This is a genomic window from Polynucleobacter sphagniphilus (assembly GCF_001953355.1).
Taxonomy (GTDB): domain Bacteria; phylum Pseudomonadota; class Gammaproteobacteria; order Burkholderiales; family Burkholderiaceae; genus Polynucleobacter; species Polynucleobacter sphagniphilus.
Genome location: NZ_MPIY01000002.1, coordinates 212,058 through 224,469 on the forward strand (window position 1 = coordinate 212,058; position 12,412 = coordinate 224,469).

General features: G+C 46.4%; 12 protein-coding genes. All 12 read left to right on the forward strand.

Annotated elements, in window-relative coordinates; all coding sequences use genetic code 11:
* Positions 1–14: 14 nt before the first annotated feature.
* The 12 genes from leuB to purF are packed head-to-tail and all read left to right on the forward strand — an operon-like array spanning position 15 to position 12,390.
* Positions 15–1,085 (forward strand): 3-isopropylmalate dehydrogenase, encoded by a 1,071-nt coding sequence (gene leuB, locus BOQ04_RS03465; RefSeq protein WP_076023375.1) that lies wholly within the window; start codon positions 15–17, stop codon positions 1,083–1,085.
* Between the two features lie 36 nt (positions 1,086–1,121).
* Positions 1,122–2,279 (forward strand): aspartate-semialdehyde dehydrogenase, encoded by a 1,158-nt coding sequence (gene asd, locus BOQ04_RS03470; protein WP_076023376.1) that lies wholly within the window; start codon positions 1,122–1,124, stop codon positions 2,277–2,279.
* Positions 2,280–2,296: 17 nt separating this feature from the next.
* Positions 2,297–3,637, forward strand: a complete 1,341-nt coding sequence (locus BOQ04_RS03475) for a FimV/HubP family polar landmark protein (protein WP_233126621.1) — start codon at positions 2,297–2,299, stop codon at positions 3,635–3,637.
* Between the two features lie 5 nt (positions 3,638–3,642).
* Positions 3,643–4,476, forward strand: coding sequence for a tRNA pseudouridine(38-40) synthase TruA (gene truA, locus BOQ04_RS03480; protein ID WP_076023378.1), 834 nt, complete (start codon positions 3,643–3,645; stop codon positions 4,474–4,476).
* Positions 4,477–4,503: 27 nt separating this feature from the next.
* Complete coding sequence (locus tag BOQ04_RS03485; protein ID WP_076023379.1) at positions 4,504–5,178, forward strand: phosphoribosylanthranilate isomerase; 675 nt, start codon at positions 4,504–4,506, stop codon at positions 5,176–5,178.
* A 33-nt stretch (positions 5,179–5,211) separates the two neighbouring features.
* Positions 5,212–6,405 carry a tryptophan synthase subunit beta gene (gene trpB, locus BOQ04_RS03490; RefSeq protein WP_076023380.1) on the forward strand — a complete coding sequence of 398 codons (1,194 nt, stop codon included), beginning with the start codon at positions 5,212–5,214 and terminating at the stop codon, positions 6,403–6,405.
* A 12-nt stretch (positions 6,406–6,417) separates the two neighbouring features.
* Complete coding sequence (gene trpA / locus BOQ04_RS03495) at positions 6,418–7,215, forward strand: tryptophan synthase subunit alpha (RefSeq protein ID WP_076023381.1); 798 nt, start codon at positions 6,418–6,420, stop codon at positions 7,213–7,215.
* A gap of 21 nt (positions 7,216–7,236) precedes the next feature.
* On the forward strand, positions 7,237–8,124 hold the full coding sequence (gene accD, locus BOQ04_RS03500) for an acetyl-CoA carboxylase, carboxyltransferase subunit beta (protein WP_076023382.1): 888 nt from the start codon (positions 7,237–7,239) through the stop codon (positions 8,122–8,124).
* A 6-nt stretch (positions 8,125–8,130) separates the two neighbouring features.
* A complete protein-coding gene (gene folC / locus BOQ04_RS03505) occupies positions 8,131–9,456 on the forward strand; it encodes a bifunctional tetrahydrofolate synthase/dihydrofolate synthase (protein ID WP_198929277.1) in 1,326 nt (441 codons plus the stop codon).
* A gap of 3 nt (positions 9,457–9,459) precedes the next feature.
* Positions 9,460–10,281 (forward strand): SPOR domain-containing protein, encoded by an 822-nt coding sequence (locus BOQ04_RS03510; RefSeq protein WP_076023383.1) that lies wholly within the window; start codon positions 9,460–9,462, stop codon positions 10,279–10,281.
* Positions 10,281–10,847 carry a CvpA family protein gene (locus tag BOQ04_RS03515; protein WP_076023384.1) on the forward strand — a complete coding sequence of 189 codons (567 nt, stop codon included), beginning with the start codon at positions 10,281–10,283 and terminating at the stop codon, positions 10,845–10,847. The genes BOQ04_RS03510 and BOQ04_RS03515 overlap by 1 nt, the downstream gene beginning before the upstream one ends.
* Positions 10,848–10,851: 4 nt before the next feature.
* Complete coding sequence (gene purF / locus BOQ04_RS03520) at positions 10,852–12,390, forward strand: amidophosphoribosyltransferase (RefSeq protein WP_076023385.1); 1,539 nt, start codon at positions 10,852–10,854, stop codon at positions 12,388–12,390.
* Positions 12,391–12,412 lie beyond the last annotated feature (22 nt).

The following is a 12,412-nucleotide window of genomic DNA, read 5'->3' on the forward strand; positions in this document are numbered from 1 at the left end:
GTTAAAGGCCTTAAATGAAAATTGCAGTTCTCCCGGGCGATGGAATCGGCCCGGAAATCGTTGCTGAAGCCGTAAAAGTACTTCAGGCTTTAGGTCCTCTGTTTGATTTAGAGTCAGCCCCAGTGGGTGGAGCTGCTTATGATCTTACTGGTCATCCACTACCGCCAGCAACGCTTGAATTGGCTAAAAATGCAGATGCCATTTTATTTGGCGCTGTGGGCGACTGGAAATATGATGCCTTGGCTAGAGAACTGCGACCTGAACAGGCTATTTTGGGTTTGCGTAAACATCTTAAGTTGTTCGCCAATTTCAGACCAGCCATTTGCTATCCAGAGTTGACCGCAGCTTCAAGTTTAAAAGCGGAGATTGTGGGCGGTCTTGATATTCTGATCATTCGAGAACTCAATGGTGACATCTATTTTGGTCAGCCCCGCGGAATTCGTACTTCTGAATTGCCACTTTTCAAGGGTACGCGCGAGGGATTCGACACCATGCATTACAGCGAGCCAGAGGTGGAGCGCATTGCACGCGTAGCATTCGAAGCGGCTCGAAAGCGCAACAAAAAGGTCTGTAGCGTTGATAAGGCTAATGTGCTCGAAACATCTCAATTATGGCGTGACGTGATGATTCGTATTGCAAAAGAGTATCCGGATATCGAGTTATCGCATATGTATGTAGATAACGCCGCAATGCAGCTGGTAAAGGCCCCTAAAGCATTTGACGTGGTTGTCACGGGTAATTTATTTGGCGATATTTTGTCGGACGAGGCAGCCATGTTGACCGGCTCGATTGGCATGCTTCCATCTGCCTCTTTAGATAAAAATAACAAGGGCTTATATGAGCCAAGTCACGGTTCTGCGCCTGATATTGCAGGCAAGGGCATAGCCAATCCTTTAGCTACCATCTTGTCCGCAGCCATGATGTTGCGTTATTCCTTAGGTATGCCAGAGCAAGCCGATCGCGTTGAGCGTGCAGTGCAAAAAGTCTTATCCCAAGGTTTGCGCACAGCAGATATTTATACAGAGGGCACGCAAAAAGTAACAACTGTACAAATGGGGGATGCGGTTGTAGCAGCCCTTATCTAATATTTTTAATTCGTCATCATTTAATAGTTGATCTTCATGTCAAATTCAAAAACACCTTTAGTAGGCTTAGTTGGTTGGCGCGGTATGGTTGGTAGCGTTCTCATGGAGAGAATGTTGGCCGAGAAGGATTTCGATCTGATTGAGCCTATATTTTTCAGTACCAGCCAGGCGGGTGGTCAGGTTCCCTTGTTAAATGGTCAAAAGGTAACCAAAGCTGAAAACGCTTTGCAAGATGCAAACGATATTAAGGCTTTGAGTCGTTGCGACATTATTTTGACCTGTCAGGGTGGTGACTACACCAACGACATATACCCTAAGCTCCGTGCGGCTAGTTGGAATGGGCACTGGATTGATGCTGCTAGTGCTTTGCGCATGAAAGATGATGCGGTTCTTATTTTGGATCCCGTCAATCGTCCGGTAATTGATAAAGCCCTTGCTTCGGGTGGCAAGAACTGGATTGGCAGTAATTGCACAGTGAGCCTGATGATGTTAGCCATGGGTGGTTTGGTTAAGGCTGATTTGGTTGAATGGATTAGCGCAATGACCTACCAAGCCGCCTCGGGTGCTGGCGCTCAAAATATGCGTGAACTTCTGTTACAAATGGGCGCACTACGCGATAGCGTTGCTGCAGAATTGGCTGATCCGTCATCATGGATTTTGGATATTGATCGCAAAGTAACTGCTACTTTACGTTCGGATGATTTTCCTAAAAAGAATTTTCGCAATACCGCCTTAGCTGGTAGTTTAATTCCATGGATTGATGTTCCTGTTGAGCATGGCCAGACCAAAGAGGAGTGGAAGGGCGGCGCTGAATTCAATAAGATTCTTGGTCGTCCAGCATTTAGATCACCAGGCAGTATTCCTATTGATGGCTTATGTGTGCGTGTTGGTGCAATGCGCTGCCACTCACAAGGTCTCACCGTCAAACTCAAAAAAGACATTCCTTTGCAAGAAATTGAATCGATTCTTGCAAATGACAATCAGTGGGTTAAGGTAGTGCCGAATGATCGCGAAGCAACTGAACGTGATTTATCTCCAGCCGCCGTCAGTGGCACCTTAACTGTACCAATCGGACGCTTGCATAAATTATCAATGGGCCCTGAATATTTGGGAGTCTTTACAGTTGGCGATCAATTACTTTGGGGTGCAGCTGAACCGCTTCGTCGTATGCTTCGCATCTTGCTTGAAAGCTAAGATTGCAATTATTTGGATTGACTATAAGGCGCTTATTTGTCCTAGCCTGTTTGGGTTGGGTTAATTTAGCTGCTGCAGTGTCATTGGGTGCCCCGCAGTTGCTCTCCCACCCAGGGGAGCCACTGCGTGTTGAAATTCCCATTCTCATTGGCTTAAATGAGGGGGAAGATCTCGATAGCTTGAAGGCAGCAATGCCTGCAAAAGAAGCTTATGAACGTTTAGGCATCTCATCCAAAGTTCTGGATTTCAATGCACAGTCTATGGTGTATCGAAATACTCAAGAAAAATTGCTAGTCTTAATTGAAACTGTCAATCCAATACCTCCTAGTGATGACCCTTTCCTTGATGTTTTGGTAAATCTCAAGTGGTCATCTGGAAGCTTGACTAAAACTTTCACCTTATTGATTGGCGACCCTCAGAAACTGATTGTTCGTCCTGGACAGAGTCTTTCAGAAATAGCAGCCCAGATGGCGCCTCAATATGAGGGGGCTTCATTAGACCAAACCATACTAGCCTTATACAAAGCCAATCCTGATGCTTTTGCAAGCGGCAGTATTAACCAGCTGGCAGCTGGTGCTGAGCTTGTTAAACCTAGTCAAGCTTTATTGCGTTCGATCAGCCCATCTGAAGCCCAGCAATTTGTTGCTCAGGCTAATGTGCAATGGCAAGCATCCCATTCAGTAAGCCCAAATAGTCAAAACAAGACTCGAGACACGCATGAACAAATACCTCAATCAAGCCCAAGAGACAGGCTAAAAATAGGTTCCAGCGCAGAGGGTAATGATCAGCAAAAACGTTATACAGAAGAGCTGGTAGCACAAGAAAAGGAACTGGAGCAGACTCGCGCGAAGGTGGCAGAGCTAGAGAAAAATATTGCTGACCTACAAATATTAATTGACAAGAAGAAGGGCGCTAATAGTAAAGCCGCGCATTTTGAGTTGGGTGTTTTTGGCCCAGCTTTATTGGCAATTGGATTGATGGCGCTAACTGCTGTTTTGCTGTGGCTGCTAGCGCGCAATGCTCGCCAATCTGAGTTAAAGACTTTTAGCCCACCACCATCTGTAAAAAGTTCTAAATCTGAAGCCACCATCCATCAAGAGGTGCCTCTTAGGACAAAAGCCTTGCTTGCTGGAATTGATCTTGATTTATCTAAGCCGCCGCCCAAGTCAACTATCAATCCTTTAGCCGATACTTTGCGAGTGAAATTAAATCTTGCACGTGCTTACATCACGATTGAAGACTATGAGGCTGCAAAAAAGTCTCTTGGAGAAGTGATTGTTATGGCTCCAACAATTGATCCGGTAATCGCTATCGATGCTCAAGCGCTACTCAATGAATTAACTCAGCGCAATAGCTAGAGCGAATTATGCGAATCGCCCTGGGCTTGCAATACGACGGTAGTTCATATTCTGGGTGGCAATCTCAAGTTCAGAGAAACACGGTTCAAGATGTATTGGAAGATGCAATTTCAGCATTTGTTGGTGAGCAAGCTATTAAGGATCAACCCATTCGAGTAATTACCGCCGGAAGAACGGATGCCGGGGTTCATGCATTAGGGCAAGTGGTTCACTTTGATACCAATGTTCAACGAGAAAATTGGTCCTGGGTGCGTGGTATTAATTCCTTCTTGCCAGATTCTATTGTGGTCAATTGGTCAAAGCCGGTATACGCGGAGTTTAGCGCTCGATTTTCTGCATATGAGCGCACTTATGTTTATGCATTACATGCAGGTCCTTGCCGCTCCCCGATGGCGGCAACTCGCGCTACATACTATATGCTGCCACCCGATCGCTGGTTTGATGTTGATGCAATGCGTGAAGCTGCACAATACATCATTGGCGAACATGATTTCAGTGCATTTAGATCTTCGGAGTGTCAAAGTAAAACTCCCATCAAAACAATTTACGCAATTGAAATCATCTCTAGACAACCATGGCTTTATTTCCGTATTCGCGGAAATGCATTTCTGCATCATATGGTGCGCAACTTGGTGGGTACTTTTTTGATGATTGGCGTAGGTAAGCAAGAGGCCGTTTGGATGCAAGAGCTTCTGCAAGCAAGAGACCGTAGCAAGGCAGCGCCCACATTTGCACCAGATGGCCTTTACTTGTTGAATATTGCATACCCCCCTGAATTTGAGATTCCCACGCCTTACCTTGCTAATTCATGGTTGCCTGGGGATATTCTTCAAGCCTAGGCTTTGCTAAAGCACTATTATTGATAGATGGGCCTACTTACATATTCTCCAAATCGAACACGTGTCAAGATCTGCGGTCTGAAAACGCCTGTAGATATTGATGCAGCCGTTGCCGCCGGGGTGGATGCTGTGGGTTTTGTCTTTTATCCGTCCAGCGTGAGGGCGGTAACACCCAATATAGCTGCTGCTTTAATACCCCGATTGCCTACTGGAGTGGATGCTGTGGGATTGGTCGTAAATGCCTCAAGAGCCCAATTTGAGGCTATACGCGCCACTTGCTCGATTACTTTATGGCAGTTTCATGGAGATGAAACCCCAGCGCAGTGTGAAGAATTAGCTGCCGGGGATCCATGGATGAGGGCGGCTCGCGTCGGAAAAGACTTCGCTTTTGATGATTTTTCCCTACAATATGGTCACGCAGATGCCTTTTTGCTTGATGCCCTGGTAGAGGGTTATGGTGGAGGGGGTGTCCCTTTTGATTGGCAAGGAATTCCACAAACATGGGCAAAAGAAAACGCGCCTCGGGTCGTTTTGAGTGGTGGATTGAACGCGCACAACGTGGGCGAGGCGATTTCTCGCCTACATCCTTGCGCAGTTGATGTTTCTAGTGGTGTAGAAATTACCCGCGGTGTTAAAGATCCAGCTCTGATGTCTCAGTTTGTCGAGGCTGTCAGAGCCGCAGATGCAAAAACACCAATCTAATAATTTGTAGCCAACAATTCTTAAGAGGTAGATATGTACGATAAGCCAGATGCAAGAGGGCACTTCGGTCCTTATGGCGGCGTATTCGTTTCAGAAACGCTCATGTATGCATTAAGTGAGCTTAAAGGGGCTTATGCAAAATACGAAAATGATCCAGAGTTTATTGAAGAATTTCATTACGAGCTGAAGCACTTCGTAGGACGCCCATCTCCTGTTTATCACGCTAAGCGTTGGAGCGATATGTTGGGTGGTGCGCAAATTTACCTCAAACGTGAAGATTTAAATCACACTGGTGCACATAAAATCAATAATGTTATTGGGCAGGCAATGCTGGCCAAGCGCATGGGTAAGCCTCGCATTATTGCTGAAACAGGGGCAGGTCAGCACGGAGTTGCAACCGCTACTATTTGTGCTCGCTTTGGTTTGGACTGTACTGTCTACCAGGGTTCAGTGGATGTAGCGCGTCAAGCTCAGAACGTCTATCGCATGAAGCTGTTAGGTGCAAAAGTTGTGCCAGTTGAATCTGGTACAAAAACGCTGAAGGATGCGCTAAACGAAGCAATGCGCGATTGGGTGACTAATGTAGATAATACTTTTTACATTATCGGCACCGTAGCAGGCCCTCATCCATATCCGATGATGGTGCGAGATTTTCAGAGTGTTATTGGTGAAGAGTGCAAGGTACAAATGCCAGAGCTAACAGGTCGTCAGCCAGATTTTGTGCTTGCCTGTGTGGGTGGTGGATCCAACGCAATGGGTATTTTCTATCCCTATATTGATCACTCAGGAGTGAGATTAATCGGCGTTGAAGCCGCCGGCCATGGCCTGAACAGCGGCCTTCATTCTGCAGCACTCTGTGTTGGTAAGCCAGGTGTACTTCATGGAAATCGTACTTACTTACTTCAGGATGAGAATGGCCAGATCTCAGAAACGCATTCAGTCTCAGCTGGAATGGATTACCCAGGAGTTGGGCCTGAACATGCGTGGTTAAAGGATTCGGGTCGCGCAGAATATGTGGCGGTAACGGATGAGGAGGCTCTGAAAGCGTTTCACGACTGTTGCCAAATTGAAGGAATCATCCCAGCACTAGAATCGGCTCATGCAATTGCTTACGCTTGTAAATTGGCGCCTACGCTGAGCAAAGATAAAACCATCCTAGTGAACTTATCTGGACGGGGTGATAAAGATATGCATACTGTTGCTCAAGCGACAGGATCTGAAGGATAAGCAAGCACTCTTATGTCAAAAATTTCTACACTTTTTAAAGAGCTCAAGCGTAACGGAAAAAAGGGTTTGATTCCCTTTATTACCGCGGGCGATCCCGATCCCAAACTCACTGTTGAATTAATGCATGCCTTGGTTCGTGGTGGTTCTAACGTCATCGAACTGGGCGTGCCGTTTTCTGATCCAATGGCCGATGGCCCTGTGATTCAAAGATCATCTGAAAGAGCCCTTACACAAGGCGTAACCTTACACCAGTGCCTTGAAATGGTGAAGGAGTTTCGCAAACAAGATCTGGAAACGCCGGTTGTTCTCATGGGTTATGCCAATCCAGTAGAGCAAATGGGCGCAGAACGTTTTGCAACTGAGGCTAAAGCAGCGGGTGTGGACGGAGTTCTAGTGGTTGATTACCCACCAGAGGAGTGCATTGATTTTGCAGCCAGAATGCGCATGGCTGGTGTAGACCCCATCTTCCTATTGGCGCCCACTTCATCACCAGAACGCATTAAAGAAGCTGCCAAAATTGCTTCGGGTTATATCTACTATGTTTCCATGCGCGGTGTTACAGGGGCTTCCCATCTGAATACCCATGACGTTGCAAGCATCATTCCCACAATTCGCCAGGAAACGGATATTCCAATAGCAGTGGGTTTTGGTATTAACGATGCGCAAAGCGCAAAAGCTGTCTCTAAAACAGCCGATGCGGTAGTCATTGGTAGTCGCATTATTCGACTTTTGGAAGAGGCCCCTCCTGGTCAGGCGGTACAATCACTTGAAGCCTTCATTCGAGAAATTCGTTTTGCTTTAGACAGCTAATGCCCAAAATAGTGAAAACAAATGAGTTGGATAGATAAATTACTGCCGCCGCAAATCCAGCACACCGATCCTGCTAATCGCAAGACGGTCCCGGAGGGTTTGTGGGTAAAGTGCCCAAGCTGCGAAACAGTCCTCTATAGCACTGATATTGAGGCCAACCTATCTGTTTGTCCAAAATGTAGTCATCATATGCGCATTGGCGCCCGCCAACGTTTAGAAAGTCTGCTTGATCCCAAGGGTCGATATGAAATTGGTGCTGACATTTACCCAATTGATCCCTTGAAGTTCCGAGATTCAAAAAAGTACCCCGATCGCATTAAGGAGGCAAATGATGCCTCAGGTGAAACTGAAGCATTGATCGTGATGGGCGGAAAAATTGAGTCGATTCCTGCTGTGGTTGCATGCTTTGAGTTTCAATATATGGGTGGATCGATGGGCTCAGTAGTAGGGGAGCGCTTTGCTCGAGGAGTACAGGCAGCCATCGATAAAAAATGTGCCTTTATATGCGTTACAGCAACGGGCGGCGCTCGCATGCAAGAAAGCCTCTTGTCGCTATTTCAGATGGCGAAAACGAATTCGATGCTAACTTTATTGTCGAAAAAAGGCTTGCCCTACATTAGTGTCCTGACTGATCCTACGATGGGCGGTATTTCAGCCAGCTTTGCGTTCATGGGTGATGTTGTCATTGCTGAGCCCAAGGCCTTGATTGGATTTGCCGGTCCACGCGTCATTGAGCAAACGGTTCGAGAAAAACTTCCTGAAGGTTTTCAGCGGGCTGAATTTTTAATGCAAAAAGGTGGCATCGATATGATTGTCGACCGTCGTCATATGCGTTCTGAAATTGCAAAATTATTAGCCTTACTTCAACAACTGCCTGACCCCGCTTTAGCGGGTGGCGCTGCTGCTTAAAAGCGTTTGAGTACATCCCAATCTGATCCAGTGATTTTCAGTAGCTTAGAAGCTTGGCTTAGCCACCTGGAAATAGCACATCCTGTGGGTATTGATATGGGTCTTGACCGCATCAATCGGGTCAAGTCTGCTCTGGATTTACGTTTTGATTGCCCAGTCATCACCGTTGCTGGAACGAATGGCAAAGGCTCAACGTGTGCTTACATTGAGAGTATTTTGCTTGCATCAGGTTATCGCGTTGGCTGCCACACCTCACCCCATTTATTAAGATTTAATGAGCGTGCCCGTATCAATGGTGCTGATGCCTCTGATGCACTCTTATTGGAGCATTTTTCTGCGGTTGAGCATGCGCGTGTTAGCTTAGAAAATCCCCCATCGCTAACTTATTTTGAGTTCACAACACTTGCAATCATGCATTTGTTTGCAAAAGAGTGTTTGGATGCGGTTATCTTGGAAGTTGGTATGGGTGGTCGTCTTGATGCGGTCAACATTGTGGATGCAGATTGCTCAATTGTTACAAGTATTGATATTGACCACGCTGAGTTTCTAGGGGATACGCGTGAGTCTATTGGCTTTGAAAAGGCTGGGATTTTTCGTCCAGGCAAGATTGCGGTCTGTGGAGATCCCGTGCCGCCACAATCATTAATTGATTTCGCCATGAAATTAGATTGTGACTTGTGGCTGCTTGGCCGCGATTACAACTTTCAAGGTGATAAGCAGCAATGGGGTTGGGCAGGGCGTACTAAGCGTTTTAGCGGCCTCGGTTACCCAGCCCTTCGTGGCGCTAACCAGCTTTTGAATGCCTCGGCCGTGATAGCCGCCTTAATGGCACTGCACCAGCGACTCCCGGTGAGTGCGCAAGACATTCGTAATGGTTTTGCAATGGTAGAGCTGCCAGGTCGCTTTCAGGTCCTGCCAGGGCAGCCTACGGTTGTTTTGGATGTTGCTCACAACCCCCATGCCGCTGCCACCCTTGGTCAGGGGCTCGATAAAATGGGTTATCACCCTTACACTTACGCTATTTTTGGGGCCATGGCCGATAAAGATATTGAAAATGTCATCAAGCCCCTATTAGGAAGTGTTGATTTTTGGTATTGCACCGACTTACCAACACCCCGTGCCGCAAAAGCAGATGCTTTGAGTCAAAAGCTGATATCACAGGGTGTTGCCATCAAAAATGGTGAGGATGGCGGAATTGAGTGCTTTCCAGGTCCTGCTGCAGCGTATCAAAAAGCCCTTTCAAAAGCAGGCGAGGGTGATAGAATTGTCATCTTCGGATCCTTCTACACCGTGGCCGGCGTAATGGCTTATCGAAACAACCAGGCGCATTGATCCATGATTCGTTTACCTAAGCTTTTTAAGCGAAAAACTCAATCTGATGATCTCGATAGAGACTCATTGGTGTCCAGGCGCACCGCTCGCAAATCGATTCCACGTCACATGCAACGCGTCACTGAAAGCGAAGATCTTGCCCTAACGGAGGATCCAGAACGCCAACGTGCCCGTCATCGTCTCATAGGTGCCACAGTATTGGTTTTTATTGCTGTGATTGGGTTGCCGCGCATTTTAGATAGCAAGCCCAAGGCTGTTAATAATGATATAGCCGTCAATATCGTGACGAGTTTGCCTGCACCAAATGCAATCCCCGCTGTATCCGAAACGAAGTCAGCGCCTCCTATGATTGCAGTAGAGAAGTCCAAGACCCCTGATGTTCCTGTAGAAGCTCCTAAAGATCCTGCACCTGCGGCTGAGGTGAAACCTGAACTTAAGCAAGCGCAAGGCGCAGTATCCGCTTCAAGCAATGCATCTACTACCAGTGGAACATCTAAAAATTTAGCATTGGGTCTTGCAGCAGGAGAAGAGGTAGTTGCAACCAGCCCTAAACCAAAAGTGGAGACCAAGGCATCTTCGGGATCAGGTAAGTATGTGATTCAAATAGGAGCCTTTGCTTCGGAGGATCGGGCTAAAGGTTGGACTGCCAAAATGAAGGAACAAAAGATTCCTAATTACACAAATTCAAAAACTGGCCCCGATGGCGGAAAACTCTTTTTGCTTCGCGCAGGGCCATTTGCAAGCAAAGAGTCGGCTGAGGCGGCGGAGAAAAAATTAAAATCAATGGGTTTGACTCCACATCTTGTTGAAGTGGGTGCTAATTAATGGAATTGCTCTCCACACTGAAGTTAACAACGGTGGATTACTTCACCCTAGTAGTTCTTTTGGTATCAGCCTTGGTGGGAATTTCTCGGGGTCTTTTTAAGGAAGTTCTTGCCTTAGCATCTTGGTTTGTCGCTGCATGGGTTGCCTATCATTATGCTAACTATCTTTCTGTAGAATGGCTCTCCACTTTTCATCTAGATGAGCTTTTAAGTCTGGGGCTGAGTTTTTTAATTCTTTTTATCCTGACCTTGATTATTTGTGGATTGCTCGGGAATATTGTGCAAAAAATAATCTTGTCAGCAGGCCTTAGCATGACAGACCGCTTCTTAGGTTTGGTGTTCGGCCTGATACGTGGAGGCCTGGTGATTGTGGTGTTGGCAACCTTAGCGGCGTTAACACCCATCCCTCAAAGCATGGCCTGGCAAAAAGCAATTACTCGTCCCGCCATTGATGCGGCGACAAGTTTTATTAAGGGCTGGTTGCCAGTCGACTGGGCAAAACAATTGGGTGATGTAGTTCCTAAAATTACTCCGTCAGTCAAACCAACATTAACAATAGGGATCTAGGTCTATGTGCGGCGTCGTTGGAACAGTTTCCCATTCACCAGTAAATCAATTGCTTTACGATGCACTCTTGTTATTACAGCATCGCGGTCAAGATGCTGCCGGCATTGCTACGATGAATGGTAATTCATTCACGATGCACAAAGCTAATGGCTTGGTGCGGGACGTTTTTAGAACTCGTAATATGCGTAGCCTCTTGGGTAACGCGGGCATTGGTCAGGTGCGCTATCCAACTGCTGGATCTGCCAGCAGTGAAGAAGAAGCTCAACCGTTTTATGTGAGTGCACCTTACGGAATTATTTTGGCTCATAACGGCAATCTGACAAATGCACCAAGTCTTCGCGTGGAAATGGCTTATCGCGATCGTCGTCATATCAACACCAGTTCAGATACAGAGGTGTTGTTAAACGTTCTTGCTGATGAATTGCAAAAGGAAACGAATAGCGCAGCCCTTGATGAGGGTGCAATGTTCAATGCTGTCACTCAAGTTGCTAAAAGGGTTAAGGGTTCATATGCAGTTGTTTCTCTCATTGCGGGCTATGGCTTGCTTGCATTTAGAGATCCATTTGGCATTCGCCCTCTCTGCATCGGCCGTATTGATACACCTCAAGGACCAGAGTGGATGGTTGCCTCTGAATCGGTTGCCTTAGAGGGTCTTGGATTTACATTTGTGCGTGACGTCAATCCGGGTGAAGCTATTTACATTGATCTCGATGGTAATTTCTATTCACGTCAGTGCGTAAATGATGCTGTGTTGACGCCATGTATCTTTGAATATGTATACATGGCACGTCCGGATTCAACCATTGATGGTGTAACGGTTTATAACGTTCGCATGCGGATGGGCGACTACCTAGCTGAAAAAATACGCAAAGAAACGAATGTTGGTGAAATCGATGTTGTAATGCCTATTCCTGATTCAAGTCGTCCAGCTGCAATGCAAGTCGCTAAAAAATTAGGCGTTGATTATCGAGAAGGTTTCTTTAAGAATCGTTATATCGGTAGAACATTCATCATGCCTGGTCAGGCAGTTCGTAAAAAATCAGTCCGCCAAAAATTGAACGCCATGCGAATTGAGTTCAAAGACAAAACTGTTTTGATTGTTGATGACTCCATTGTGCGGGGTACAACCTCCTATGAAATTGTTCAGATGGCACGTGAATCCGGTGCAAAGAAAGTAATTTTCGCTTCGGCTGCACCACCAGTTCGATTTCCTAATGTTTATGGCATAGATATGCCAACTCGGAGTGAGTTAGTTGCATATGGCCGTACCGATGAAGAGATCAACAAGATGATTGGCGCCGATCAGTTGATCTATCAAAGTGTAGAAGACATGAAGCAAGCTGTTCGCGATATCAATCCCGATATCCTAAACTTTGAGGCATCCTGCTTTGACGGTAATTACATTACCGGCGATATCAATGAGTCTTATTTAGATGCGCTTGAGGCTGCACGCAATACTTCTGCTGCAAAGGCTGATAGGCAACGTGATCCAGCGGATTTTGCGCGTTCTCAGCTACACCTTCACCTGGCAACTGAAGACTAAAAGCCAGACAGAAATGCCTTGA

Excerpts from the sequence above, each read along its gene's own strand:
- purF (WP_076023385.1), top strand. The coding sequence starts at position 10,852 with ATGTGCGGCGTCGTTGGAACAGTTTCCCATTCACCAGTAAATCAATTG.
- BOQ04_RS03485 (WP_076023379.1), top strand. The coding sequence starts at position 4,504 with ATGGGCCTACTTACATATTCTCCAAATCGAACACGTGTCAAGATCTGC.
- BOQ04_RS03510 (WP_076023383.1), top strand. The coding sequence starts at position 9,460 with ATGATTCGTTTACCTAAGCTTTTTAAGCGAAAAACTCAATCTGATGAT.
- trpB (WP_076023380.1), top strand. The coding sequence starts at position 5,212 with ATGTACGATAAGCCAGATGCAAGAGGGCACTTCGGTCCTTATGGCGGC.
- accD (WP_076023382.1), top strand. The coding sequence starts at position 7,237 with ATGAGTTGGATAGATAAATTACTGCCGCCGCAAATCCAGCACACCGAT.
- asd (WP_076023376.1), top strand. The coding sequence starts at position 1,122 with ATGTCAAATTCAAAAACACCTTTAGTAGGCTTAGTTGGTTGGCGCGGT.
- trpA (WP_076023381.1), top strand. The coding sequence starts at position 6,418 with ATGTCAAAAATTTCTACACTTTTTAAAGAGCTCAAGCGTAACGGAAAA.
- leuB (WP_076023375.1), top strand. The coding sequence starts at position 15 with ATGAAAATTGCAGTTCTCCCGGGCGATGGAATCGGCCCGGAAATCGTT.
- BOQ04_RS03515 (WP_076023384.1), top strand. The coding sequence starts at position 10,281 with ATGGAATTGCTCTCCACACTGAAGTTAACAACGGTGGATTACTTCACC.